Below are 24,255 nucleotides of genomic sequence, written 5' to 3' on the forward strand. Positions count from 1 at the left end.
CTACCGCACCAGCTTCGCCAGCGCGGTGATCAGCTCGTTGACCGCGACCTCGCGCCGGGCGTCGGCGCCTTCGAGCAGCGAACCCAGGGCGGCCATCGCCCCGGTCGCGTCGGCCTGCCGGGCCCGGGCCCGGCGGTCGGCCAGCAGCAGGCACAGCGCCGCGCAGCTCTGGTTGGCCAGCTCGGTCAGCAGGTCGATCGCGACCAGGTCGCCGAAGGCGTCCAGGGCCGGGTCGAGCACCTCCAGCACGCCGAGCACGTCGCCGTTGTGCTCGATCGGCGCGGCCATGATCGTGTCGGGGACGAGGCCGGTCTCGGCGGCGAACGCGCGGTCGAACCGCTCGTCGTCGCGTACGCCCCGGATGACCAGCGGTTCGCCGGTGTTGGCGACCCAGCCGGCGATGCCCCGGTCCGACGGGATCGCCATCCCGATCAGCATGTCCTCGCCCTGGCCGGAGGAGGCCTCGAAGACCAGCGCGTCGCGCTCGTGGTCGTACAGGAACACCGACGCGGCCGCGGCGTTGAAGGACAGCCGGGCCAGCCGTACGGTCGACCGGAGGATCTCGTCGTGGGTGATGACGGTCACTGTGCGCTCCTGACCAGGTTGTCGGCGACCGCGGCCAGCACGTGCCGCAGTTGGGGCGTGCGGAACTCCGGATGGCGCTGCAGGACGCGCGCGCACAGGCCGGTGATGTGCGGGGTGGCGAAGCTGTTGCCGGAGACCACCTTGGCCGACCCGCCGGGCCAGGCCACGCTCACGTTGATGCCGCAGGCGAAGAAGTCCACCGGCGGGTCCGGGTTGAGCTCGAAGTACTCCGGGTCGGTGCGGCTGTGCGAGCCGACCGAGATCACCGACGGGAACCGCCACGGGTAGCTGACCACCGGGCTGTTGTGCGCCGAGGACACCAGCGAGACCCCGGCGAAGAACGCGGTGTCGGCCAGGTCGTGCAGGCGCTCCTTGAGGCCCTCCTTGCGCGAGGACAGGCTCACGTTGATCAGCGGGAACCGCTGCGCCACCGCCCATTCCAGCGCGGTGATCAGCGCGTCGCCGTTGCCCCGCAGGTTGCCCGCCAGCACCCGTACGCTGACCAGCTCGCACTCGGGCGCCAGCGACCTGATCACCCCGGCGCAGGCCGTGCCGTGCCCGGCCACGTCACCGGCGTCGTCGGGCCGTACCACCCAGGCCCCGTCGGCCTCCTCCGCGACGTACGCCGTCACGCCGCCGCCGACCAGCGGATGGTCGGCGGCGATGCCGCTGTCGATGACGCACACCCGGACCCCGCGCCCGGTGGCGTCGCCCCAGACCCAGTCGCGCTCGATCGTGCGGGGAGTCGCGATCGAGCGCGACGAGGCCGTCGCGCCCAGCGACGTGTGGGCGAACCGGAAGGTGCGCATACGGCCGACCCCCTCAGACCGACGTGTCGAGCAGCCGCTGCAGGCTGTACATCAGCTGCCGGGCGCTGGCCCGGTCGTCGGGGTCCAGGCCGCCGGAGGTGCGGACGCCGTCGAGCTGGTGGCGCTCGATGACGATCCGCAGCGCCGCCGCGGCCTGCCGGGCGAACAGCGCCAGCAGGTCCACCGACTCCAGGTTGGACCGCGAGCGCGGCGACGGGTCGAGGACCTCCAGCACGCCGAACACCCGGTCGCCCTGGATCAGCGGCGCGGCCAGCAGCGACTGCGGGACGTACCCGGTCGACTCGGCCAGGGCGCGGTCGAACGCGGCGCTGTGGGTGAGGTCGTCGACGAGCATCGGCTCACCGGTCGCCACGACCCACCCGGCGATGCCGCTGCCGGCCGGGAACCGCTGCCCCAGCAGGGTCCGCTGGCCCTGCCCGGACACGGCGTGGAAGACCAGTTCGTACGCCTCGACGTCCAGCAGGAACACCGAGCTGGCCTGGGCGCCGAAGATGGCCCGGGCCACGTCGACCACCGACTGCAGGAGTTCGCGCGACAGGGAGTCGACCGCGAGCCCACCGGGTGCTGCCATCACGAGGGACCTCCGATACCTACGTTCACGTTTGCCGCTGACAGGTAGAGCGCGTTCTTGAGCTGGAACGTCGTCATCCGCGGATGCTTGGACAGGATCCGGGCGCACACCCCGGCCATGTACGGGGTGGCGAAGCTGTTGCCCGAGGCCCGGATGGTGCCGCCGTTCAGCCACGGCAGCAGCACGTTCTGCCCGAGGGCGAAGAACTCCACCGGCGGGTCCGGGTTGTACAGGAACGACTCCGGCTGCTCCTCGTCGTGGTGGCTGCCCACCGAGACCACCGACGAGAACCGCCACGGGTAGCTCTCCACCGGCGTGTTGTGCGCCGAGGCCACGATCACGGTCCGGCGGAAGTACGCCTCGTCGGCCAGGGCGCGCAGCTCGTCGGTGAACCGGACCCGGGTCGTGGACAGGCTCAGGTTGATCACGTCGAAGTTCTGCGCGATGGCCCAGCGCAGGCCGGCCAGCATCATCGCGCCGGTGCCCGTAGCCCGCTCGCCCAGCACCCGCACGCTGTAGATCTCGCAGTCCGGCGCGGTGCGGCGGATGATGCCCGCGCAGGCCGTGCCGTGCCCGCAGGCGTCCCCGGCGTCGGTCTCCTCGACGGACAGCCCGCCGTCGCGCGACACCACGCCGTACGCGCCCGCGATCTGGCCCAGCAGCGGATGGCCGGCCTCCACGCCGGAGTCCACGACACACACCCGCACCTTGCTGCCGGTGGCGCCGCCCCAGGCCCAGTCCGCGGTCACCGGCTCCCCGTCGGCCGCCAGCGCGACCTCGTCCCAGCTGCGGCCGTAGAGCCGCCACGTGAGCCGTGGCCGCTCCGCCGCTCGCACGTCGTCCATCACCAAGTCCATTCCGGGGCAGGTCCTCCCAGGCCCTGCCCGAGACTGGCGGTGCCGGGTTGGTCGCCGCGCAAAGAACGGTTCGATCCGGGTATGTCCGCAGCTCAGCCCGCTGCCGATGCCTGCCCGGCCGCCGCCGTCCACGGCGTCCACCTGGGCGTATACCGGGGCCATACCCGCGTCCAACCGTCTCCGGATCGGGGCTGCCTAGCTTCTGCACTGCCCGGCAGACGCACTGCCGAACGCAGATGAGGAGAAGGCGATGACGAACATCGAGCTGACCCCCGGCGAGAACCCCGAAGAGGTCGCGGCGCTGCAGGAGACCCCCGGTGCCGAGGGCGACGACGAGGTCCAGGGCCACATCAGCACGCTCAGCATCCAGTACTGCTCGCTCGACCAGGTCTAGGACCACCGCACAGCTGGGCCCGGTCCGCCTCGTGCGACCGGGCCCAGCGGCGCTACCTCGCCGGCAGACAGCGGCCCCGCGTTGGGAGAGACAGGATGAACCTCGATTACACAGTGGCCAGCCGGGAGTTCTTCGCTCCGCTGGAGACCGCGGTCGTCGACGGAGGAGTGCTCACGCCCGGCGGCGTCCCCGGCGGCTGGCGCGGAGTCGAGGCGGGGATCTGGCGCATGTGGATCCCGCCGGGCCCGCGCGGCGAGGTCGATGCGGGCTGGAAGGTGCACGTGTCGGCCCGGCCCGACCGGCTCGAACACGTGCTCGACGTCGTCGCCGCGGCGTGCTTCGCGCACGGCGTCGCCTTCAAGCACCTGTCGGCCCGGCTGTTCCACTGGTGGACCCATCACAAGTACGCGCCGCGACCGCAGGGCGGCAAGTTCATCGCGGCCTACCCCGCGAGCGTCGAGGCGGCCGAGCGGCTCATGCGGCGGCTGAGCGACGACCTCGCCGACGAGGCGGGCCCGTACATCCTCAGCGACCGGCGCTTCGGCGACTCCCGCACGGTGCACTACCGGTACGGCGCCTTCACGCCGCTGCTGCGGCTGCGGCCCGACGGCACCCGCGAGGCGATGGTGCGAGACGGCGGCGGCCGACCGGTCCCGGACCGGCGCGGCGTCTCGTTCCAGCTGCCCGACGGCATGGCCGACCCGTTCCGCCCGGCCGGCGTCGCGTCCGCCCCGACCGCCGCCGGCCGGGCCCACCGCATGATCGGCCCGTACGCCGTCGAGTCGGCGGTGCGCTTCAGCTGCGCCGGCGGCACCTACCTCGGGCACGACTCGGTGACCGGCCGCCCGGTGTTCATCAAGGAGGGCCGCGCCCACATCGGCCTGCGCGAGGACGGCACCGCCGCGCCCGAGCAGCTGCGCGAGGAGTGGCAGGTGCTCACCGCCCTGCACGCCGCCGCGCCGGGGCTGGCCCCCGAACCGATCGCCCACCTGCGCAAATGGGAGCACGAGTTCCTGGTCGTGGAGCGGGTCGCGGGCGTCGCGCTGTCGAGCTGGCTCGTCGTCAACCACCCGGTGCTGGTCGCCGGGAGCACCGCCGCCGACTTCGCCGCCTACTACCGGCGGTGCGAGGTGATCCTCGGCCGGATCGAGCAGGCGTTCGACCGGCTGCACGCGGCCGGGTACCTCTTCGTCGACGTCAGCCCCGGCAACATCCTGATCGGCGCGGACGACTCGGTCCGGCTGGTCGACTTCGGCGAGGCGCACCGCCTCGGCGACCCCTTCCGCAAGGCCGGGACCCCGGGCTACACCCCGCCGGACCGGCTCATCGGCGACGACCTGACCGTCTTCGACGGGTACGGCCTGGCCGGTCTGGCGCAGCTGCTGGTGGCGCCGCTGCACCAGGTCGTGCAGCTCAACCCGGACGCGCTCACGCACCTGCACCACGAGCTGACCGAGCTCGCCCCGATCCCGCCGTCGCTGTGGTCGCGGGCGGTGCGGTACCACCCCGCGAACCCGGCGCCCCGGCTGCCCGGACCCGGCCAGGTGGCGCAGGTCCCGCTGCGCCACCTGGCCGACCTGCGCGACCGGACCGCCGACGCGATCCTCACCATGGGCGACCTGGGCAACCCGCGACGGATCTTCCCCACGGTGCCCGAGGGCTTCCAGAGCAACACGGTCTGCGTCGCCTACGGCACCGCCGGGGTCGTGCACGCGCTGCGCCAGGCCGGGGTCGCGCTGCCGGAGACCCTGCTGGACCGGTTCCGCGCCGACGCGCTGGCCGCGGCTCCGGGACTCGCACCCGGCCTGCACACCGGCGCGGCCGGCGTGGCCCGGGTGCTGGCCGACTGCGGCCTGCCGGACGAGGCCGCGGCGCTGCTCGGCACCGCCGACCGGCACCCGCTGACCGCCGAGTGCGCCACCCTGGCCGGGGGAGCCGCCGGAGTGGCCCTGGCCCACCTGGCCCTGCACCGGTACACCGCCGACGACCGGCACCTGCGCCGGGCTGCCGAACTCGCCGCCGGACTGGCGTCGCCGGAGCGGCTCGACGCGCTGCTGGGGCCCGACGATCCGACCGGGCTGCTGCACGGCCGCTGCGGCATCGCCCTCGCGCTGCTCCAGGTGGGCACGGCCACCTCGGATCCGGGCCTGGCGCGCCGCGCGGTGCGGCTGCTGCACGCCGAACTGGACCGGGCCAGCGACCCCGACGCCGCCGCCGGGCTGCTGTTCCCCGTCTCGCGGACCGACCGGCGCGCCATGCCGTACCTGTACTGCGGCTCGGCCGGGATGCTGTACGCCGCCACCCGCTGCCTGGCCGTGCTCGCCGACGAGCGGCTGGCCGCGGCGCAGCCCAGGCTGCTGGAGACGGCCCGGCTGCCGTACACGGTGCTGCCGGGCCTGTACCGGGGGGCGGCCGGGCTGGCGTTCGCGCTGGCCGACCATGCCCGCCTGACCGGCGACCCGGAGTCCGGCGACGCCGCGGTCCGGGCCGCGCGAAGGCTTTTCAAGTACGCCATACCGCATGAGACAGGGGTGCGCTTCATGGGAGACCCGCAACTGAGGATCAGTGCCGAGCTGTGGAGCGGCTCGGCCGGGGTCCTCCTCGGACTGAGCCAGGTCCTGGACCCGAAACCGGACGGCCTGTTCGCGGTGGAGCCGCTCGCCGCGGACAGCTCCGCCCGGCCCGAGCGCGCCCTGGCGGTGCTGGGATGAGCGGGCAGTCCCCGACCGCGAGCAGCTCGCGTGACATCAACCGCTACTGGTGGGCGCAGACCACGACGGCCTTCGGCTCGGTCTTCACCGCCATCGCGATGCCGGTCGTCGCCGTCGTCTACCTGGGCGCGACGCCGGGGCAGGTCGGCCTGATCAGCGCGGCGTCGATCCTGCCGACGCTGGTGCTGGGCCTGCCCGCCGGGGCGCTGGCCGACCGGGTCGCCGCGCCGCGCCGCCTGCTGATCGCGCTGGACACGTTCAGCGCCGTCGCGGTCGCGCTGGTCGCGCTCAGCGTCGCCAACCAGGTCGCCTCGGTCGCCACCCTGATCGCGCTGAGCCTGGTCCAGGGCTGCGTGTCGATCCTGTCGAGCGTCGTCTACTTCATCCACCTGCGCCAGCTCGTCGACACCGCCGCGATCGGCCCGGTCCGGGCCCGGCTGCAGGCCGGCCAGTACGGCGCGGGCCTGATCGGGCGGCTGCTGGCCGGACCGGCGATCGTCGCGTTCGGCGGCGCCACCGCGCTGGGCATCGACGCGGTCAGCTACCTGCTGAGCGCGGCCGCGCTGCTGAGCATGAGCCCGGTCCGCCCGATCCCGCTCACCCCGTCCGACCAGCGGGAGAGCCTGCTGCGCAGCATGGCGGCGGGCACCCGGTTCTTCCTCGGCCACGCCTTCCACCGGGCGCTGCTGGTCTTCATCATCGCCCCGGTGGTCGCCGGTGCCGCCGTCACCGCCCTGACCGCGCCGTTCCTGCTCCGCGAGGCGCACATCCCCACCGAGGCGTACGGTGCGATCTTCGCCCTGTCCGGCCTGATGGGACTGGCCGGCTCGGCGCTGGCCGGCCGGGTCGTGCGCCCCGGCCGCGACCCCCGGCAGATCACGCTGGTCGGGTTCACGGCGAGCCTGGCCGCCGGGCTGCTGCTGCCGCTGGCCGACGGCCCGCTGGCGGTGGCCGCCGCGTTCGCGGGGCTGGGCATCGGCCTGCCGGTGCTGTTCGGCTCCATCGCCAACGTCGCGCTGACCCCGGTGCTGGTCGAGGACGCGCCCGACAACCGGCTCGGCAGCACGATGGCCACGCTGCAGGTCTTCGTCGCCGCGGCGGGCATCATCGGCGCGCTGGCGGGCGGCGCCCTGGGCGACCAGCTGGGGGTCCGCTCGGCGATCTGGCTGGTCAACATCGTCGCGCTGGCCGCGGTCGCGGTGTCGCTGCCACTGGCCTCCGCCGCCGCCCGGCGGCTGCGCCGCGACGCCGACGCCGACGCCGATGCCGTACCCGTACCCGAAGCCGAGCCCGCATCGCGCGCGGCCGTCGCGGCGAGCGCCGAGGCACGCTGACCGGTCGGCGCCGTCCGCCCTGGGCCCGTCTCCGCCGAGACGGGCCCGCATTCGTCACCAGCACGTGATCCGCCTGGTGAACGCGGCCTCTCCTGCCATGATGGGCAGGTGAAGATAGACCTTTCCGGACGAACCGCCCTGGTGTCCGGCTCGACCCAGGGCATCGGGTTCGCCATCGCCGCCGAGCTGGCCCGCGCCGGAGCCGCCGTCGTCGTCAACGGGCGGACCGCGGAGTCGACCGAGGCCGCGGCCGCGCACCTGCGCGAGGAGCTGCCCGCCGCGACGGTAAGGGCGGTGCCGGCCGATCTGGCCACCGCCGAGGGTGCGGCGGCCATGGCCGCCGCCGTCCCGGACGTCGACATCCTGTGCAACAACCTCGGCATCTTCGGCGTCCGGCCCGCGCTGGAGATCAGCGACGCCGAGTGGAGCCGCTTCTTCGAGGTCAACGTCCTGTCCGCGGTGCGGCTGATCCGCACGTACCTGCCCGGGATGATGGCGCGCCGCTGGGGCAGGATCACCGCCATCGCCAGCGACTCCGCCGTGGCGACACCGGTCGAGATGATCCACTACGGGATGACGAAGACGGCGCTGCTGGCCGTCACGCGCGGCTTCGCCAAGGCCGCCGCGGGCACGGGCGTCACCGTGAACTCCGTCATCGCCGGGCCGACGCACACGGCCGGGGTGGAGACCTTCGTCGCCGAGCTGGTGGGGGACGAGCTGCCCTGGGACGAGGCACAGCGCCGGTTCATGCGCGAGCACCGGCCGCACTCGCTGCTCCAGCGGCTCATCGAACCGCGCGAGATCGGCGACATGGTGGTGTACCTCAGCTCGGAGCAGGCGTCGGCCACCACCGGAGGTGCGCTGCGGGTCGACGGCGGCTACGTCGACGCCATCCTGCCCTGACCACACCGCGCGACCGCCCGCCGCAGCGCGGCGGTCGCGCGGCGGAGTTCAGCTCCCGTCGGCCGCCTCGGCCAGCAGCCGGGCCAGCTCGGCGGGGGCGCTGAACATGGGCCAGTGGCCCGAGTCGATGTCGACGAACTCGACGTGCTTGGCCGGGGTCAGCTCCGGCACCTCACCGGCGGCGATCCACTCCCGGGCCTGCTCGGGCGAGAACTCGGGGCAGACCAACACCACCGGTACGTCGAACCGCCGCTCGTCGGTCAACCGCACCACGCCGTTGGCCACGCCCTCGGGCACCGGCACGGCGGCCGCGCCGATCGCGGCGCGAGTCGGCCCGTCGAGGTCGGCCGAGTCCGGGCCCTCGAACGGTCCCCAGCCCGGGAACGGCATGACCCCGTCCTTGATCTCGAAGTAGGCGGCGTACGGCCTGCCGTCGCTGGACGGCATGCCGCCGATGAACGCCACCTTGGCCACCCGGTCGGGCCGGGCGTCGGCGGCCAGCCACACCAGCGTGCAGGCCGCGGAGTGCCCCACCACCAGCGGCGGCTCCGGTGCCGCGTCCACGGCGGCCAGCACCGCCGCCACCTGGTCTGCCAGCGTCGCCCCGACCGCGCCGTCACCCTGGCCCGGCAGCGTCACCGGCACCGGCCGATGACCGAGCGCGGCCAGCTCCGGCACCACCCGGTCCCACGCGGACCCGTCGAGCCACAGTCCACCCACGAGGACGATATCCATGATCAGTTCTCCTTCTCCAGTACGGTCAGGTCGCGCTCGGCGAACAGCCGGTGCTCCCACTCCTCGTTCAGCACGATCCGCAGGCACTCCCGGACCGGGAAGTCCTCGTGCTGCGGGTAACCCGGCTCGGTCCGCGTCACCGTGCCCGCCAGCTGCTCGTCGGTCAGCGCCGCCAGCACCCGCCGCACCGTGGCCTGGCGTTCGCGGCGGACCGCGAGCACCTCGTCCAGCGTGGGCCGCGCGGTGCGGTCCCACGGGACGCCGTCCCAGCCGGGCGCCTCGTCGTTGGGCAGGTCCAGCGGATGCCAGGGCGACAGGGTGCCCAGCAGCATCCGGTCGACCCAGGCCGCGGTGGCGAAGTTCAGATGCCGCAGCGTATGCATGAACGACCACTCGTCGCCCACCGGCTGGTGCAGCAGCTCCTCGGGGAAGGTCCGGGCCCGCGCCACGGTGCCGTCCCACAGCCGCTCCAGCACCGGCCAGGCGCGCCGGAAGCCGTCGGCGTCGTCCGGGCGCATCAGCGCCCGCTCCGGCATCCGCCGGTCCAGCTCGGCCTCGACCAGCGGCCCGATGTCGACCCCGTTGATCACCACGTTGCGCAGCTCGCCGTAGATGTCGACGTCGTGCAGCTCGACTCCGCGCATCCGGACCCCGTACAGGGCCGCGTCGCGGACCCGCAACCCGCTCAGGTCGACCGAGCGCAGGGACGAGCCCTGCAGGTACACCTTCTCGAAGGACGACCCGCGCAGGCTCACGCGTTCGAAGCGCGATCCGGCCAGGTCCTGCTCGTAAAACTCAGGCACGCCGATCACGCTAGAACCAATTCCGGACGATCTGCTTCCGGTATGCGCCGACGCTGCCTAATCTTCTCGGCGTGTCGAGCGAACCGAGCCCCACCGCCCGCGCGCTGCGCGCGATGGAGATCCTGCAGACCCGCGCCGGCACCACGGCCCAGGAACTCGGCGAGCGGCTCGGGGTCACCGAACGCGCCGCCCGCCGCTACGTCGGCATCCTGCGCGAGGCCGGGGTGCCCGTGGAGTCGGCCCGCGGACCGCACGGCGGCTACCGGATCCGCCGCGGGACGCGGCTGCCGCCGATCGTGTTCTCGCAGGCCGAAGCCCTCGGTCTGGTGATGGCGGTCCTCAACGGGCAGCCCACCGCCACCGGTGCCGACGACCTCGTCGGCACCGCGCTGGCCAAGGTCATCCAGGCGCTGCCCGAGGGCGTCGGGCGGCAGGCCGCCGTGCTGCGCGAGCACGCCGCCGCCGCGCCGGACCGGGGCTCGGCCCAGCCCGACGCCGCCGTCACCAGCGCCCTGGTCGCCGCCGGCGCGGCCCGGCGCCGGGTGCGTATCACCTACCGCAGCCAGGCCGGCCGGGAATCGGAGTCCGAGGTCGACCCGTGGGCGGTGGTGGTGCGGCACGGCCGCTGGTACCTGCTGTGCCACTCGCACCGGTCCGACGCCGTCCGCACGTACCGGGTCGACCGGGTCCGGGCCGTCCGGCAGACCGGGCACGACTTCGTGCCGCCCGAGGACCTGGACCCGGTGGCGACCGTGGAGGAGAAGCTCGGCATCGGCTGGCCGTACCCGACCCGGGTGGCGTTCGACGCGCCCCTGGCGGAGGTGGCGCCGTGGATCCGGCCGCCGATGGGGCGCCTGGAACCGACCGCGACCGGCTGCGTCCTGATCGGCAGCACGAACAATCCTGAGATGTACGCGCAGGAGTGGCTGGCCACCGTGCCGTTCCCGTTCCGGGTCGAGGACGGACCGCAGCTGCGCGCCGCCGTCGCCGAGGTCGCCGCCCGCTTCACCGCCGCCGTCAGCGGCCTTGCTTAGCGACAGCGGATCTTCGGCGGGATACGGTGGCCAGCATGCGGGTGACGACGTGGAACGTGAACTCGGTCAAGCAGCGGCTGCCGCGCCTGCTGCCCTGGCTGGACCAGCGCAAGCCCGACGTGGTCTGCCTGCAGGAGACCAAGCTCGCCGACGGCGCCTTCGCCGACCTGCTCGGCGACGAGCTCGCCGCCCGCGGCTACGCGTTCGCCGCGCACGGGGAGAGCCGGTGGAACGGGGTGGCGATCCTGTCCCGGGTGGGCCTCGACGACGTCGTGACCGGGCTGCCCGACGGCCCGGGGTTCCCGCACCCCGAGGCGCGGGCGGTGGCGGCGACCTGCGGGGGAGTGCGGGTGCACTCGGTGTACGTCCCGAACGGCCGCGAGCCCGACTCCGACCACTACCGCTACAAGCTGACCTGGCTGGCGGCGCTGCGCGCGGTCGTCGCGGCAGGGCCGGCGGCGGTGATGGTGTGCGGGGACGTGAACATCGCTCCGGCCGACGCGGACGTGTTCGATCCGGCCGCGTTCGTCGGCAGCACCCACGTGACGGCCCCGGAGCGGGCGGCACTGGCCGACCTGCAGGCGGCCGGGCTGCACGACGTGGTCCGCGACCACTGGCCGGACCAGCGGGTCTTCACGTACTGGGACTACCGGGCCGGGATGTTCCACCAGGACCTCGGCATGCGCATCGACCTGATGCTGGCCTCGACGCCGGTGGCGGCGCGGGTGCGGGCGGCCTGGGTGGACCGGCAGGCGCGCAAGGGCACCGGCCCCAGCGACCACGCCCCGGTCGTCGTGGACCTGGACGAGGCCCCCGACGGCGACATCGGTCCGGTCGTGCCCCCGCCTTCGGCCCCGGCGTCGCGCCGGTCCCGCTGAGGGTGCGGAACGCGAAAGCCGCCGCAGGCGCGGGGCCTGCGGCGGCGGACAGCACTGCCTACTGGTACGACACGAACACCGGTGACGGGTCGACCTCGACGGTCTGCCGGGGCGAGAAGGTCGGCTTGTCCTCGTCGTAGAAGTTCTTCCAGCCCCACCAGACGCGCGACGGAGCCTCGTCGCGTACCCGCTGCCAGGTCGCCATCTTCTCGCCCGCCGTGCCGAAGCCGTCGGCGTGGATGACGAAGCTCAGCTCGTCGCGGCTGGTGTCGAGGTCGTCGCGGCTGCTGATCATCTCGGTCAGGAACTGGTGCAGCATCAGCACCTTCTGCGGCAGGTGGTTCGCCCGGGTCAGATCGGCCAGCCAGGCGGCCGTCTCGTTGATCTCGTTCGCGGCGACCGAGCCGATCTGCACCATGTGGACCTGGTGGGCCGACAGCCGCCACTCCGGGTCGAGCGCCAGCCCGACGTGCGGCTGCCGCAGCAGCTCCTCGTACAGCTTGGCCTGGGTGAGGAAGTCGGTGCGGCCGGGCTGCAGGTCGAGCACGACGTAGATGCCCGCGGCGCCGGCTGCGTCGACCCAGGGGCGCAGCTGGTCGACCGTGGACTCGTTGGAGTAGTCGCCGTCGGGTCCCGGATCGGCCGAGGCCACCGTCGCGATGATCTCGAAGGCGGGCACGACCGTGTCGCCGTCGTCGACGGCGCGGTAACTGGCGGCGACCTTCTTCGCGCGTTCGACGGCCTTGTCGACCCCCTGCTCGCCGAGCGAGCCGAGGCCCGCGTCGCCGGGGTGGCCGTACAGCGCGACCAGGCGGCGGTGCGGGAACAGCACCTGGCGGCCGCCGGGCAGCAGGGTGCCGGTGGCGGCCGTCTCGACCTGGTAGCGGACCCGCTCGGCCGAGCCGAAGGCGCTGCCCAGCGCGAGCACGTGCGCGGGTACCTGGCCCGTCAGCGCCTTGATCGCGTCGTCGTCGGCGCGCGGGTCGGCCTCCTTCAGTTCGAGGACGCGGGCGCCGCTCGCCTTCGCGGTGGCGGTCGCCGCCGCCGCGTCGGCCTGGTTCAGGGTCAGCACGACCAGCTGGTCGAGTTTGGCCGCGCCCGGGACCCTGGGGAGCTTCGCCTCGTTCAGCGGCTCCACCGACTCGTCCTTGACCGCGTGCTCGCGCGCCCAGCTGCTCGCCGCCGCGCCGACGGGGAGCAGGGTCTCGGGCGCGAGCCGGTCCAGTTCGGTGCGCAGGGCGGCCGACGCCCCGTCTCCGGCGGCGGTGAGCAGCACGGGTACGCCGAGTTTGACCGCCGCCGCGCTCGCCTGCGCCATGCTGGCGGTGTCCTGCTCGGCGACGAGGACGACGGCGGGGGCGGAGCGGAACAGCGAGCGGCTGGTCTGCAACGCCAGCTCGGCGCCTGCGGCGGCGGCCACGACGGTGGTCGGTTCGCCGGGCATGACCGTGCGGGCATCGGGTCGGGCGCTGGAGTCGAGGGCCAGCGCGGTGCAGCCGTTGGTCAGCAGCACGCCGGCGAGCACCACCGGACTGAGCCGAGACAGGAGCATGTGCGCCTCACAGGTTGAGCACGAACAAAATGGACATTCTGTACGTACGGTAACGGTTCAGGTACAGAGTGTCCGGTAGATGGGCATATTTGAGCACGCGGGTCGGTATGCCGGCGAGCGCCCCTGCGCACGGTCCGCGGCCAGGTCGACGCGGACCGGCCCGGCTCCGCGCGTGGGCGGGCCGGGCTCGGGTCGGGGTCGGGTCTCGCAGGCTAGCGGGTCGACAGCAGCCGAGCGGCCACGACGGAGATCCAGAGCATCGCCGCGATGACGCCGACGGCCAGGGCGAGCGACCCCGCCCTGCCGCCGCTCACGGCCCACAGGTTGCCCACCAGCGCGGCCGTGCCGGCGGCGTACGACGCCACCGCGCCGCCGCGGTCACCGGCCCGGCGGTAGCCGCGTCCGAGCACGTAGCACGCGGCGATCAGGGCGGCGAAGGCGATCGTGCCCGAGCCGAAGTGGGCGTAGCTGTGCCAGCTGAGCGCGGCCGGCATCCCGCTCGGCGTACCGGCGGGGAAGCCGTCGGCGGCGTCCATGACGAACACCCCCGCGGCGATCATGCCGAGCCCGTTGAGGGCGATCAGGCGAGGCGCCCACCTGCTGGTCAGCACCAGGCGGAGACCGGCCGCGCCGATGACGGTGAGCAGCCCGCCGACGATGAAGTTCGCGATCTGCAGCCAGCCGAGCGAGCCGTTGCTCAGCATGCTGAGCGGGTGCCGGGTCAGGTCGAAGCCGTCGCGGGCGGCCGCCTGGCCGAGGCTGACGGCCGCCCACAGCGGGGCGGCCACGGCCGCGCAGCCCAGCAGCACACGGGTGGAGACGGCGGGGGAGGTGATGGACGTGGTGGCGGTGGCGGTCATGCCGGGCTCCTGTGTTTCGAGGTCGGTTACGCCTCCACGTCGATCCGGCGATGTGACAGGGAATAAGCTCGTTCCCTGTCACATCGCCGGATCGACGTACGGACGTCAAGCAACCGCGAACCGAGGAGCAGCACCATGCGATACCTGATGACGTCCCTGGCCACCGACACCGCCCCGGACGAGAAGCTGTTCACCGAGATGGCGAAGTTCGTCGAGGAGATGAGCGCGGCCGGGATCCTGCTCGCCACGGGCGGGCTGGAGCGCGGCGGCGTGCGGCTGACCTCGGTCGGCGACGAGATCACGGTGACCGACGGTCCGTTCGCCGAAGCCAAGGAGGCCGTGGGCGGCTTCGCGCTGGTCGAGGTCCGGTCACGCGAGGAGGCGATCGAACTCGGCCGCCGCTTCCGCCGGATCGTCGGCGACGGTGTGAGCGTGATCCAGCAGGTCTACGGGGCGTAGGACCGTCCCGTGGCCGCCGCCTCCCGCACCGTCGACGCGGTATGGAAGCTCGAATCAGCCCGGATCATCGCCGGGCTGGTTCGCCTCGTCCGCGACGTCGGCTTGGCCGAGGAGCTGGCCCAGGACGCCTTCGTCGCCGCGCTCGAGCAGTGGCCCGAGGCGGGGGTGCCCGACAACCCGGGCGCCTGGCTGATGGCGGTCGCCAGACGCCGGGCGGTCGACCGGATCAGGCGGTCCCAGCTGCTCGCGCGCAAGCAGGAGCAGCTGGCCCGGGAGCTGGAGCGCGAGCCCGACCGCGAGCCGGACGACGTGCTGCGGCTGATGTTCATCTCCTGCCACCCGGTGCTGCCCACCCCGGCCCGGGTGGCGCTCACCCTGCGGCTGGTCGGCGGCCTGACGGCGGCCGAGATCGCGCGGGCGTTCCTGACCACCGAACCGCGGATCACCGGACGGATCACCGAGGCCAAGCAGACCATCGCGGCCCGGCGGCTGCCGTTCGAACTGCCGGCCGGCGCCGAGCTGTCGACCCGGCTCGCCTCGGTGCTGGAAGTGGTCTACCTAGTCTTCAACGAGGGCTACTCGGCCAGCGCGGGCGAGGACCTGCTGCGGCCGGACCTGTGCCTGGAGGCCCTGCGCCTGGCCCGGCTGCTGGCCGAACTGGCCCCGCACGAGCCCGAGGTGCACGGACTCGCCGCGCTGCTGGAGATCCAGGCCTCCCGTGCCGAGGCGCGGACCGGCCCCGGGGGCGAGCCGGTGCCGCTGGCCGAGCAGAACCGGGCCCGCTGGGACCAGCTGCTCATCCACCGCGGCTTCGCGGCGCTGCTGCGCGCCCGTGACCTCGGCGGGACGCCTGGCCCGTACGTGCTGCAGGCGGCGATCGCGGTGTGCCACGCGCAGGCCCGTACGGCCCAGGACACCGACTGGGCGCAGATCGCCGGCCTTTACGCGGCGCTGGAGCTGGTGCTGCCCACGCCCGTGGTCCGGCTCAACCGGGCGGTGGCGGTCGGCATGGCCGACGGGCCGGGGGCGGGGCTGGACCTGGTCGACCCGCTGACCGGCGACCCGGCCCTGCGCGACTACCACCTGCTGCCCGCCGTACGCGCGGATCTGCTGGCCCGGCTCGACCGGCCCGCCGAGGCGCGGCTGGAGTTCGAGCGCGCCGCCGCGCTGACCCGCAACGCCGCCGAGCGCGAGTTCCTGCTGCGCCGCGCGGCCCGGCTCACCGGCGCGGCCGTGCCGGTGCGCACGCTCGGCCAGGCGGCGGAGGAGTTCCTCGGCCGGGCCGACCTGGACACCGCGACGCTCCGGTCGTACGGCCAGACCCTGCGGCGCCTGCGCCTGTCCCTCGGCGACGGCCTCGCCCTGGCCGAGCTGTCGGCCGCGCAGGTGGCCGCGGTGTTCGCGACCGCCTGGGACGATGCCGCGGCCCGCACCTGGAACCGGCACCGGGCGGCGGTCGGCTCCTTCGGCGCCTGGGCCGGCCGCGACGACCTGACCACCGAGATCGCCCGCCGGGTGGCGCCGCCGTCGTCGCCGCAGGCTTTCGACCTGGCCCTGCTGTGGGCGCGTGAGCTGCCGCTACGTGAGCACACCCTGTGGCGCCTGCTGCACGAATCGGGGGCGGGCGCGGCGGCGGTCCTGGCCCTGAACGTCGAGGACCTGGATCTGGACGACCGCCGGGCGAGGTCGGGCCGGGGGTGGATCTGCTGGCGCGCGCAGACCGCGCGGCTGCTGCCGCGGCTGCTGGCGGGGCGTACGCGCGGGCCGGTGTTCCTGGCCGACCGCCGCCCCGGGCCCGCCCGTACCCCGGCGGCGGCCGAGCTGTGCCCCGAAACCGGCCGCGGCCGCCTGTCCTACGAGCGCGCCGAGTACCTGTTCAAGCAGGCCACCGGCCATACGTTGCGCCGGCTCAGGCCGTGACCCGGCCGGGCCCTTGACACCGCGCGGACGCGTGGCTGCGATGTATCCATGCCCGTGACGATCCCCTCCGACCGACAGATCCGGGACCTGCACGAGCGGTACGCGCCGAATCAGGCGGCGTTCGACCTCGTGTACACCCACTGCGAGATCGTCTGCGCCGTGGCGGAGCAGCTGCTCGACGGAGGCCACCCGGCGCTGGACGCCGACCTGGTGCGGGCGGGCTGCCTGCTGCACGACATCGGCGTCTACCGGCTCTACGACCAGGCGGGTCGGTTGGACCACGGCGAGTACATGCGCCACGGCGTGCTCGGCCGGGACCTGCTGCGCGAACTCGGCTTTCCGGAGCAGGTGGCGAGGTTCTGCGCCCACCACACCGGCGTGGGCCTGACCGCCGACGACGTACGCCGCCACGCGCTGCCGCTGCCCGCCGGCGACTACCTGGCCGAGACGGACGAGGAGGAGCTGGTCATGTACGCCGACAAGTTCCACACCAAGACGACGCCGCCCGCGTTCGTCACCGCGGCCGGCTACACCGAGTACGTCCGCCGGTTCGGGCCGGACAAGGTGGCCAGGTTCACGGCCATGGTCGAGCGGTTCGGGGAGCCGGACCTGGCCGGCCTGGCCGACCGCTACGGGCACCTGGTCGTGTGAGGAGACGGCGTAGGCCGCGACCGGTGCGGTCGCGGCCTACGCCGTGGTGCGGGGTCAGTCGGTGCCGGACTCCATCGCCGACACGCTCAGCATGCCCTCGTCGCTGGCGGCCTCGTCGCGCTCGGCGATCGCCTCGGCGCCGCCCTCGGGCAGTACGCCGATCAGCACGGTGGTGGGCTGCTGGACGGCGTCGGCGGTCAGGGCCGCGTGCTGGCGGCTGCCGACGATGCCGATCCGGGCGTACTGCTCGAGCTTGGCGCGGGAGTCGGCGATGTCGAGGTTGCGCATGGTCAGCTGGCCGATCCGGTCGACCGGGCCGAACGCGGCGTCCTCGGTGCGCTCCATGGACAGCTTGTCCGGGTGGTAGCTCAGGGCGGGGCCGGTGGTGTCGAGGATCGAGTAGTCCTCGCCGCGCCGCAGCCGCAGGGTCACCTCGCCCGTGATCGCCGAGCCGACCCAGCGCTGCAGCGACTCGCGCAGCATCAGCGCCTGCGGGTCCAGCCAGCGGCCCTCGTAGAGCAGCCGGCCGAGCCGCCGGCCCTCGGCGTGGTACGCCGCGAGGGTGTCCTCGTTGTGGATCGCGTTGACCAGGCGCTCGTACGCGGCGTGCAGCAGGGCCATGCCGGGGGCCTCGTAGATGCCCCGGCTCTTGGCCTCGATGATCCGGTTCTCGATCTGGTCGGACATGCCCAGGCCGTGCCGCCCGCCGACGGCGTTGGCCTCCAGCACCAGGTCCACTGCACTCTCGAACTGCTTGCCGTTGATGCTGACCGGGCGGCCCTGCTCGAAGCCGACGGTGACGTCCTCGGGGAGGATCTCCACGGCCGGGTCCCAGTGCCGCACGCCCATGATCGGCTCGACGATCTCCATGCCGGTGTCGAGCAGTTCGAGGGACTTGGCCTCGTGGGTGGCGCCCCAGATGTTGGCGTCGGTGGAGTACGCCTTCTCGGTGCTGTCGCGGTAGGGCAGCCCGTGGGCGAGCAGCCACTCCGACATCTCCTTGCGGCCGCCGAGCTCGGCGACGAACTGCGCGTCCAGCCACGGCTTGTAGATCCGCAGCGACGGGTTGGCCAGCAGACCGTAGCGGTAGAACCGCTCGATGTCGTTGCCCTTGAAGGTGGAGCCGTCGCCCCAGATCTGCACGCCGTCCTCGAGCATGGCCCGCACCAGCAGGGTGCCGGTGACGGCCCGGCCCAGCGGGGTGGTGTTGAAGTAGGCCCGGCCGCCGGAGCGGATGTGGAACGCGCCGCAGGCCAGGGCGGCCAGGCCCTCCTCGACGAGGGCGGTGCGGCAGTCGACCAGGCGGGCGAGCTCGGCACCGTATGCGGCGGCCCGTCCCGGGACGGACTCGATGTCGGGTTCGTCGTACTGCCCGATGTCTGCGGTGTATGTGCAGGGCACCGCTCCCTTCTCGCGCATCCACGCGACCGCTACGGAGGTGTCGAGACCGCCGGAGAAGGCGATTCCGACGTGTTCGCCGACAGGAAGGGAGGTGAGTACCTTGGACACGGGGGAAGTATATGCATGCCGGAGCATTGTTATGCAACTCGGGGGTGCCGGTGTTCACCCTGACGGTTGCGCGGGCCGGGGTGGCGTCCGTGATCCGACATCTATAAAGCTGAATATTCTGCCTGATACTGAAGGCCCTTCGTCCCCACCGTAGGAGTCTTCATGAAGGTCAAGACCTGGGCGGCCAGAGCGGCGGCGGTGCTGCTGGCCGTCGCGGCCGGAGCCGTCACGGCGGGCGCGCCGGCGCAGGCCGCCGTGCCCGACCGGTTCGGCTTCGCGCTGTGGTCCGGCGGCGTCGTCTCACAGGCGTTCCCGTCCACCACCTCCGTCAGCCCCGGGGTTCCCGGCCGGTGGATCGTCAAGTTCCCCGGGCAGGGCATCGTCGGCGGCGTCGTCCACGTCACGGCCGTACACGACGCGCTGACCAGTCCCAACGGTCGTTTCTGCCAGGCCGAGAGCTGGGGTCCGGACACCTCGATCCCACCGAACGAGATCGTCCGGGTCGCCTGCTACCGAACCACCGGTGTGCTCGACCCGGCGCCGGGCTTCTCGGTCCAGTTCTCGCGCAGCTCGGGCGGCATCGGCGGCGGCCTCTACGGCTACATGCACAACACCGCCGCCTGCGGCATCATCACCAACTACACCACCCTCGGCTTCGGCACCACCTGCAGCCACATCGGCGTGGGTCAGTACCAGGTCGGGTTCACCGGGCTGAGCACCGCCGGGCCGCAGGACGGCGGCGTCCAGGTGACCGCGGTCAACCCCGGCTCGGCCGCCCGCTGCAAGGTCTCCAACTGGCTGTCGTCGGCCAACGGGCAGTTCTTCAACATCCTGTGCGTCAACCACTTCGGCGCGCTGGCCGACAACGCGTTCACCTCGACCTACCAGTTCAAGCGTTCGCTGTACGGTCCGGCCTTCCCGCCCAACCGCTTCGGCTACATCTGGAACGGGCCCGGCGCGGCCCCGGCCAACAACTTCAACTCGATCTTCGGCAGCAACGGCCTGGGCGGAGCCGCGCCGGTGTGGTCCATCAAGTACTACCAGCTCGCGGCCAGCCTGCCCGGCAACGCCCAGGTCACCGCGTACAGCAACTCGGCGTCGTTCTGCGGGCTGCACAAGCCCTGGTCGACCGCGGGGACCGACATCCTGATGCAGGTCAACTGCTTCGACAATGCCGGTGTCCCGATCACCTCCGGGTTCATCAGCAGCTACTCCTCGCAGGCCTGATCGTCGAGCGTCGCCGGGCCCGGCCGAGCCCGGCGACGCTTCTGATATCTTTAAGTTCGTCAATCTTTCTGGCAGCATGTGCGCACCCCCTACCCCCGGGAGAGCCACATGCCGTTCCCGCTCCGCGCCGCCCTACCCCTGCTGGCGGCCGTCTCCTTCGTGCTGATCGGCGCGCCCGCGCACGCCGCCGCACCCGCCTACACCGCCCTGGGCGACTCCTACGCCTCCGGCACCGGCACCCGCGAGTACTTCGACAGCGGCTGCCAGCGCTCCTCGTACGCCTACCCGGTGCTCGACGCCGCCCGCCTCGGCGCCACCCTGACCTTCGCCGCCTGCGCGGGTGCGAAGGTCCCCGACGTCCTCAACAAGCAGCTGGGCAGCCTCAACGCCGACACGCGGTACGTCACCGTCAGCGCGGGCGGCAACGACATCGGCTGGTCCTCGGTGATCATCCAGTGCGCCAAGCCGTGGCCCTACACCTGCTGGGGCCAGATCGACACCGCGGAGAGCTACATCCGCAACACCCTGCCCGGCCAGCTCGACGGCCTGTACGCCCGCATCCGCAGCCTGGCCCCGAACGCGACCGTGGCCGTGGTCGGCTACCCGCGCCTGTTCAACGGCGAGGAGTGCAACGCCATCGCCCGGATCTCGCCCGGGGAGCAGGCCGAGCTCAACGCCGCCGCCGATCTGCTCGCGACCACGATCAAGGGCCGGGCCGCCGCGCACGGCTTCGGCTTCGTCGACGCCCGCGGCCCCTTCACCGGGCACGCCGTCTGCGACGACGTCGAATGGATCAACGGCACCTCCTGGCCCACGGGGGAGTCGTACCATCCGAACCGGACCGGCCACACCGGCTACGCGGGCATCGTGGAGACCGCGCTGCGCGCCTGATCCGTGCGGGTCCCGCTGTGGCCGACCTGTAGGTCCGCTGTAGCGGGGCCCGGCACGATGGCGGCACAACTCTACGAGAGGGCCGTGACATGCGATCCAGGATCGGATCAAGGCTGCTGGCGGTGCTGGCCGTGACGGCGGCGGTGACGGCGCTGCCGGTGCCCGCGCGGGCGGCGGACCGCGTGCTGCGGGTGTACAACAACAACATCGAGAACCTCGTCGTGAACAACTCCGACGGGTCCTGCACCCGCATCTCCGGACCGGACCACCTGACCTCGATGCTGGTCGACGACGCGGGCCGCACCGGCACCAGCGGCGTCAAGGCACCCGACATCCTGATCGTGCAGCAGGTCCGGGGCACCGGCCAGGCCACCGCGTACGCCGACCAGCTCTCGGCCAAGTTCGGGCTGCCGGCCGGCACCTACAAGGCGATCGTGGTCTGGGACGACCCGGAGCCGTGGGGCAGCACGCACAAGTGCGACGACCAGTCGCTGGGCGACCTGAAGAAGAAGCAGACCAACGGCATCGTCTACCACTCCGGGCGGCTGACCCTCACCGACACGTCGAAGTACTGGAGTGCGGGCTGGCTCAAGCCGGGGACCGCCTACGGCAACGGCGCCGGGTGCACCCTGTACAAGCCCCCGAACGCCGACCCGGACAGCACCGACCAGTACAAGTGGAAGCGGACCAGTGCCATCGCCGCCCGGTTCACCATCAAGGAGACCGGCACCAGCGTCTTCGTCGCGACCATGCACCTGCCGCAGGAGAACCGGCAGAACGCCTGCGCGGGCGACGGCGACAAGGGCATCGGCGGCACCGGCATCCACCTCGGCGCCGACGCGACCAGCCTGATGAACGCCTCCACGATCCGTATCGTCGGCATCGACGCCAACCGCACCGCCATCCCGGCGAGCACGCTGAGCGGGTACGGGATGAACGGCTACGGCACCGCCGCCACCAACGGCTCCAGCAAGATCGACTACCTGTTCGTGCGCGGCAGCGTGCAGTCCTCGCCGGTCGGATACACCGTCGCGTCAACCAGGTCCAACCACAAGGCCCTGTACGGCTTCATCGCCTTCTGACGCGGCGCCACACCGGGCCGTGCCGACCGCCCCTGCCGTCGGCGCGGCCCGGGAGATACGGTCGCTGGCGTGACCCCCGACTCCTGGTTCCTGTCCGCCGACGAGCGCGGCAACCCGGCCACCGCCATCGACCGTCGGCGCGGCGACGGCCTGGCCTGGACCCGGGGCAACCTGGCCCGCCCGCTGGTGCACGGCGCCGCCTACTTCCACGAGCTGGTCGAGGTGCTGAACGGGACCCGGGCCGGGGACGTGGTGATGTTCACCGACTGGCGCGGCGACCCCGACGAGCGGCTCGACGGACCGCGCACCCAGGTGACCAAGGTCCTCGGCGACGCCGCCCGGCGCGGCGTGCTCGTGTACGGCCTGCTGTGGCGCTCGCACCCGGACTGGCTGCACTTCAGCTCGCCGCAGAACCGCCAGCTCGCCGAGGAGCTGCAGGCGGCCGGGGCGCACGTCCTGCTCGACATGCGGGTCCGGTTCGGCGGCTCGCACCACCAGAAGATGTTCGTGGTACGCCACCCGGGCCGCCCCGAACGCGACGTGGCCTTCGTCGGCGGCATCGACCTGTGCCGCGGCCGCAACGACGACGCCGAGCACCGGGGCGACCCGCTCGCCCCGCCGATGGCCGAGGTCTACGGCCCGAACCCGCCCTGGCACGACATCCAGCTCGCGCTGCGGGGCCCGGCGGTCGGCGACATCGAGCACGTGTTCCGCGAGCGGTGGACCGATCCGAGCCCGCTGTCGCTCAACCTGGTGGACCGGCTGCGCGACCGCCTGTCCCGGCTGCGTACCGAGGTGCCGGTGCTGCCCGGGCAGCTGCCGGACCCGCCCGCCTGCGGCCCGCACAGCGTGCAGACGCTGCGCACGTACCCGCGGCGGCGGCTGGGCCGCTACCCGTTCGCCCCGCGCGGCGAGCGCAGCATCGCCCGCGGCTACCTGAAGTCGCTGGCCAGGGCGCGGCAGCTGATCTACGTCGAGGACCAGTACCTGTGGTCGGCCCGGGTGATCCGGCCGTTCGCGCAGGCGCTGCGGAGCAACCCCGAGCTGCGGCTGATCTGCGTCGTTCCGCTCGCTCCGGACGCCGCGTCGCCGACCATCTCCATGGCCGAGTCATGGGGCCGCAAGCAGGCGATGAAGGTGCTCGGCCGGGCGGGCGGCGACCGGGTCGCGGTGTACGGCCTGGAGAACGCCGCCGGGACGCCCATCTACGTGCACGCGAAGTCGTGCGTCGTGGACGACGCCTGGGCCACGGTCGGCTCGGACAACTTCAACCTGCGCTCGTGGACCTACGACTCGGAGCTGACCTGCGCCGTGGTCGACGAGTCGGCGGACCCCGAGTACGCCCGGGACCTGCGGCTGGAGCTGATGAGCGAGCACCTGTCCGGCGACGCCGCCGGGCCCGACGCCCGCCTGCGCGATCCGAAGACGGCGTTCGACCTGTTCGCGGCCGCCGCCAAGGAGCTGGACGACTGGCACGAGGCGGGCGCCACCGGTCCGCGCCCGCGCACCAGGCTGCGCCGCTACGTCCCGCCGAAGGTGCGGGGGTGGCGCCGGCTGCCCGCCCGCCTCATCTACGAGCTGATCTGCGATCCCGACGGACGACCGGGCGCCCTGCGCCTGCGCAACCGCTTCTGACCGGGCGCGGTCCGCCGGTCCCTCCCGGGCGACGTACCTCTACGGCGTTACTCCTCATGCGGTGTGGCCACACCACATGAGGAGTAACGCGCCGCAGTGAGCACCCGGCCGAGACCGGCGGTCGGCAGCGTCCACGCTCAGGCGTTGAAGCGGACCAGGGACCAGCGTGGGGGCGGGAACGCGGCCGGGTCGTCGTCGGTGAGCCACTCGGTGACCGCGGCGTTGCCGGACGTGGCCAGGTCGAACGGGTGCCAGTGGCCGAGCAGGCCGAGCGCGGTGAACGACGCGGCGACGGTCTCGGCGTGCGCGGCCACGACGACGGTCGAACCCCGGTGCCGGGAGGCGATCTCGACCAGCGCGCGGCTGATCCGGGTGAGCAGCTCGGCCGGGGTCTCGTTGCCGGTCTGGAACGGCCGGAACACCCCGCCCGCGGCCGTGTCGTGCTCGTGGAGGAACTGCTCGAGCGGCATGCCGTCGGCGTAGTCGGGGACATGCCAGGTGCACAGGCCGCAGTCGGGCACCGGCTCGACCGCGAAGGCCGCCCCGATCGCGGCGGCCGTCTGCACCGCGCGCAGCCGCGTCGAGCAGTACACCGCGACGGGCCTGTCCCAGCCGTCGCCGCCCGCCCGCTCCAGCAGCGTCCGCGCCAGCGCACCGGCCTGTTCGAACCCGAGCGGGGTGAGTCCGCCGCAGCCGCTCGGGCCGCCGACCACGCCGTCCGCCTTGTGGACCGAGTCACCGTGCCGGACCAGCACCATCCGTGTACGCACGGGTGCCGATCCTAGGTGCCCGGTGGCCGGTTCGGGGAGCCCGGCCACCGGGCGCTGTCAGGTC

At 73.1% G+C, this 24,255-nt stretch carries 23 protein-coding genes; 13 read left to right on the forward strand and 10 right to left on the reverse strand.

Annotation, left to right across the window (positions count from 1 at the left end; all coding sequences use genetic code 11):
* The 4 genes from QEZ54_RS30035 to QEZ54_RS30050 are packed head-to-tail and all read right to left on the reverse strand — an operon-like array spanning position 1 to position 2,831.
* On the reverse strand, positions 1-585 hold the full coding sequence (locus QEZ54_RS30035) for a GAF domain-containing protein (protein ID WP_281308110.1): 585 nt from the start codon (positions 583-585) through the stop codon (positions 1-3).
* Positions 582-1,394 (reverse strand): S8 family serine peptidase, encoded by an 813-nt coding sequence (locus QEZ54_RS30040; protein WP_281308111.1) that lies wholly within the window; start codon positions 1,392-1,394, stop codon positions 582-584. The genes QEZ54_RS30035 and QEZ54_RS30040 overlap by 4 nt, the downstream gene beginning before the upstream one ends.
* Before the next feature lie 13 nt (positions 1,395-1,407).
* Complete coding sequence (locus QEZ54_RS30045) at positions 1,408-1,986, reverse strand: GAF domain-containing protein (RefSeq protein WP_281308112.1); 579 nt, start codon at positions 1,984-1,986, stop codon at positions 1,408-1,410.
* Positions 1,986-2,831 carry a S8 family serine peptidase gene (locus tag QEZ54_RS30050; RefSeq protein WP_281308113.1) on the reverse strand — a complete coding sequence of 282 codons (846 nt, stop codon included), beginning with the start codon at positions 2,829-2,831 and terminating at the stop codon, positions 1,986-1,988. Before QEZ54_RS30050 ends, QEZ54_RS30045 begins: the two co-directional genes overlap by 1 nt.
* Before the next feature lie 262 nt (positions 2,832-3,093).
* Between QEZ54_RS30050 and QEZ54_RS30055 the strand changes: the two genes are divergently transcribed.
* The 4 genes from QEZ54_RS30055 to QEZ54_RS30070 all read left to right on the forward strand — a co-directional run bounded on the left by QEZ54_RS30055 (position 3,094) and on the right by QEZ54_RS30070 (position 8,185).
* The gene (locus tag QEZ54_RS30055) at positions 3,094-3,237 is read left to right on the forward strand and encodes a hypothetical protein (protein WP_281308114.1); all 144 of its coding nucleotides are present in this window, start codon (positions 3,094-3,096) and stop codon (positions 3,235-3,237) included.
* Positions 3,238-3,332: 95 nt separating this feature from the next.
* On the forward strand, positions 3,333-5,948 hold the full coding sequence (gene lanKC / locus QEZ54_RS30060; protein WP_281308115.1) for a class III lanthionine synthetase LanKC: 2,616 nt from the start codon (positions 3,333-3,335) through the stop codon (positions 5,946-5,948).
* Entirely contained in the window at positions 5,945-7,282 is a 1,338-nt protein-coding gene (locus QEZ54_RS30065) for an MFS transporter (RefSeq protein WP_281308116.1), read from the forward strand. The genes lanKC and QEZ54_RS30065 overlap by 4 nt, the downstream gene beginning before the upstream one ends.
* A 108-nt stretch (positions 7,283-7,390) precedes the next feature.
* Positions 7,391-8,185, forward strand: coding sequence for an SDR family oxidoreductase (locus tag QEZ54_RS30070; protein ID WP_281308117.1), 795 nt, complete (start codon positions 7,391-7,393; stop codon positions 8,183-8,185).
* A 48-nt stretch (positions 8,186-8,233) separates the two neighbouring features.
* On the opposite strand, the gene QEZ54_RS30075 is transcribed toward QEZ54_RS30070, so the two are convergent.
* Both QEZ54_RS30075 and QEZ54_RS30080 read right to left on the reverse strand, forming a co-directional pair.
* Positions 8,234-8,920 carry an alpha/beta hydrolase gene (locus tag QEZ54_RS30075; protein ID WP_281308118.1) on the reverse strand — a complete coding sequence of 229 codons (687 nt, stop codon included), beginning with the start codon at positions 8,918-8,920 and terminating at the stop codon, positions 8,234-8,236.
* Between the two features lie 2 nt (positions 8,921-8,922).
* Positions 8,923-9,723, reverse strand: a complete 801-nt coding sequence (locus QEZ54_RS30080; RefSeq protein ID WP_281308119.1) for a DinB family protein — start codon at positions 9,721-9,723, stop codon at positions 8,923-8,925.
* A 71-nt stretch (positions 9,724-9,794) separates the two neighbouring features.
* Between QEZ54_RS30080 and QEZ54_RS30085 the strand changes: the two genes are divergently transcribed.
* Together QEZ54_RS30085 and QEZ54_RS30090 are read left to right on the forward strand one after the other, a co-directional pair.
* Entirely contained in the window at positions 9,795-10,757 is a 963-nt protein-coding gene (locus QEZ54_RS30085; RefSeq protein WP_281308120.1) for a WYL domain-containing protein, read from the forward strand.
* A 35-nt stretch (positions 10,758-10,792) separates the two neighbouring features.
* Positions 10,793-11,635: an exodeoxyribonuclease III gene (locus QEZ54_RS30090; protein ID WP_281308121.1), complete on the forward strand. Its 843-nt coding sequence runs from the start codon at positions 10,793-10,795 to the stop codon at positions 11,633-11,635.
* A 58-nt stretch (positions 11,636-11,693) separates the two neighbouring features.
* Here the strand turns inward: QEZ54_RS30090 and QEZ54_RS30095 are convergent, their stop codons facing one another.
* Positions 11,694-13,187 (reverse strand): hypothetical protein, encoded by a 1,494-nt coding sequence (locus QEZ54_RS30095; RefSeq protein ID WP_281308122.1) that lies wholly within the window; start codon positions 13,185-13,187, stop codon positions 11,694-11,696.
* 212 nt (positions 13,188-13,399) lie between these two features.
* On the reverse strand, positions 13,400-14,047 hold the full coding sequence (locus QEZ54_RS30100; protein WP_281308123.1) for a DUF998 domain-containing protein: 648 nt from the start codon (positions 14,045-14,047) through the stop codon (positions 13,400-13,402).
* Positions 14,048-14,182: 135 nt separating this feature from the next.
* Here QEZ54_RS30100 and QEZ54_RS30105 point away from each other — a divergent pair, with 135 nt between their 5' ends.
* From QEZ54_RS30105 to QEZ54_RS30115, 3 genes are read left to right on the forward strand one after another with little or no spacing between them, the layout of a single operon-like run.
* Complete coding sequence (locus QEZ54_RS30105; RefSeq protein WP_281308124.1) at positions 14,183-14,506, forward strand: YciI family protein; 324 nt, start codon at positions 14,183-14,185, stop codon at positions 14,504-14,506.
* Between the two features lie 9 nt (positions 14,507-14,515).
* Positions 14,516-16,426: a DUF6596 domain-containing protein gene (locus QEZ54_RS36410; RefSeq protein ID WP_348650589.1), complete on the forward strand. Its 1,911-nt coding sequence runs from the start codon at positions 14,516-14,518 to the stop codon at positions 16,424-16,426.
* Between the two features lie 48 nt (positions 16,427-16,474).
* The gene (locus QEZ54_RS30115; RefSeq protein ID WP_281308125.1) at positions 16,475-17,077 is read left to right on the forward strand and encodes an HD domain-containing protein; all 603 of its coding nucleotides are present in this window, start codon (positions 16,475-16,477) and stop codon (positions 17,075-17,077) included.
* A gap of 54 nt (positions 17,078-17,131) precedes the next feature.
* On the opposite strand, the gene argG is transcribed toward QEZ54_RS30115, so the two are convergent.
* Complete coding sequence (argG, locus tag QEZ54_RS30120) at positions 17,132-18,586, reverse strand: argininosuccinate synthase (protein WP_281308126.1); 1,455 nt, start codon at positions 18,584-18,586, stop codon at positions 17,132-17,134.
* 162 nt (positions 18,587-18,748) lie between these two features.
* Here argG and QEZ54_RS30125 point away from each other — a divergent pair, with 162 nt between their 5' ends.
* From QEZ54_RS30125 to QEZ54_RS30140, 4 genes are all read left to right on the forward strand, one after another.
* Positions 18,749-19,813, forward strand: a complete 1,065-nt coding sequence (locus tag QEZ54_RS30125) for a hypothetical protein (RefSeq protein ID WP_281308127.1) — start codon at positions 18,749-18,751, stop codon at positions 19,811-19,813.
* 108 nt (positions 19,814-19,921) lie between these two features.
* A complete protein-coding gene (locus QEZ54_RS30130) occupies positions 19,922-20,704 on the forward strand; it encodes an SGNH/GDSL hydrolase family protein (RefSeq protein ID WP_281308128.1) in 783 nt (260 codons plus the stop codon).
* A gap of 89 nt (positions 20,705-20,793) precedes the next feature.
* The gene (locus QEZ54_RS30135) at positions 20,794-21,786 is read left to right on the forward strand and encodes a hypothetical protein (protein WP_281308129.1); all 993 of its coding nucleotides are present in this window, start codon (positions 20,794-20,796) and stop codon (positions 21,784-21,786) included.
* Between the two features lie 69 nt (positions 21,787-21,855).
* Entirely contained in the window at positions 21,856-23,421 is a 1,566-nt protein-coding gene (locus QEZ54_RS30140; protein ID WP_281308130.1) for a phospholipase D-like domain-containing protein, read from the forward strand.
* A gap of 137 nt (positions 23,422-23,558) precedes the next feature.
* On the opposite strand, the gene QEZ54_RS30145 is transcribed toward QEZ54_RS30140, so the two are convergent.
* Positions 23,559-24,191: a histidine phosphatase family protein gene (locus QEZ54_RS30145; RefSeq protein ID WP_281308131.1), complete on the reverse strand. Its 633-nt coding sequence runs from the start codon at positions 24,189-24,191 to the stop codon at positions 23,559-23,561.
* Positions 24,192-24,255 lie beyond the last annotated feature (64 nt).

Source organism: Catellatospora sp. KI3 (assembly GCF_029948125.1).
GTDB lineage: Bacteria > Actinomycetota > Actinomycetes > Mycobacteriales > Micromonosporaceae > Catellatospora.

Excerpts from the sequence above, each read along its gene's own strand:
- QEZ54_RS30040 (WP_281308111.1), bottom strand. The coding sequence starts at position 1,394 with ATGCGCACCTTCCGGTTCGCCCACACGTCGCTGGGCGCGACGGCCTCG.
- QEZ54_RS30045 (WP_281308112.1), bottom strand. The coding sequence starts at position 1,986 with ATGGCAGCACCCGGTGGGCTCGCGGTCGACTCCCTGTCGCGCGAACTC.
- QEZ54_RS30050 (WP_281308113.1), bottom strand. The coding sequence starts at position 2,831 with ATGGACGACGTGCGAGCGGCGGAGCGGCCACGGCTCACGTGGCGGCTC.
- QEZ54_RS30055 (WP_281308114.1), top strand. The coding sequence starts at position 3,094 with ATGACGAACATCGAGCTGACCCCCGGCGAGAACCCCGAAGAGGTCGCG.
- lanKC (WP_281308115.1), top strand. The coding sequence starts at position 3,333 with ATGAACCTCGATTACACAGTGGCCAGCCGGGAGTTCTTCGCTCCGCTG.
- QEZ54_RS30065 (WP_281308116.1), top strand. The coding sequence starts at position 5,945 with ATGAGCGGGCAGTCCCCGACCGCGAGCAGCTCGCGTGACATCAACCGC.
- QEZ54_RS30075 (WP_281308118.1), bottom strand. The coding sequence starts at position 8,920 with ATGGATATCGTCCTCGTGGGTGGACTGTGGCTCGACGGGTCCGCGTGG.
- QEZ54_RS30090 (WP_281308121.1), top strand. The coding sequence starts at position 10,793 with ATGCGGGTGACGACGTGGAACGTGAACTCGGTCAAGCAGCGGCTGCCG.
- QEZ54_RS30095 (WP_281308122.1), bottom strand. The coding sequence starts at position 13,187 with ATGCTCCTGTCTCGGCTCAGTCCGGTGGTGCTCGCCGGCGTGCTGCTG.
- QEZ54_RS30100 (WP_281308123.1), bottom strand. The coding sequence starts at position 14,047 with ATGACCGCCACCGCCACCACGTCCATCACCTCCCCCGCCGTCTCCACC.
- QEZ54_RS30105 (WP_281308124.1), top strand. The coding sequence starts at position 14,183 with ATGCGATACCTGATGACGTCCCTGGCCACCGACACCGCCCCGGACGAG.
- QEZ54_RS30115 (WP_281308125.1), top strand. The coding sequence starts at position 16,475 with ATGCCCGTGACGATCCCCTCCGACCGACAGATCCGGGACCTGCACGAG.
- QEZ54_RS30125 (WP_281308127.1), top strand. The coding sequence starts at position 18,749 with ATGAAGGTCAAGACCTGGGCGGCCAGAGCGGCGGCGGTGCTGCTGGCC.
- QEZ54_RS30130 (WP_281308128.1), top strand. The coding sequence starts at position 19,922 with ATGCCGTTCCCGCTCCGCGCCGCCCTACCCCTGCTGGCGGCCGTCTCC.
- QEZ54_RS30135 (WP_281308129.1), top strand. The coding sequence starts at position 20,794 with ATGCGATCCAGGATCGGATCAAGGCTGCTGGCGGTGCTGGCCGTGACG.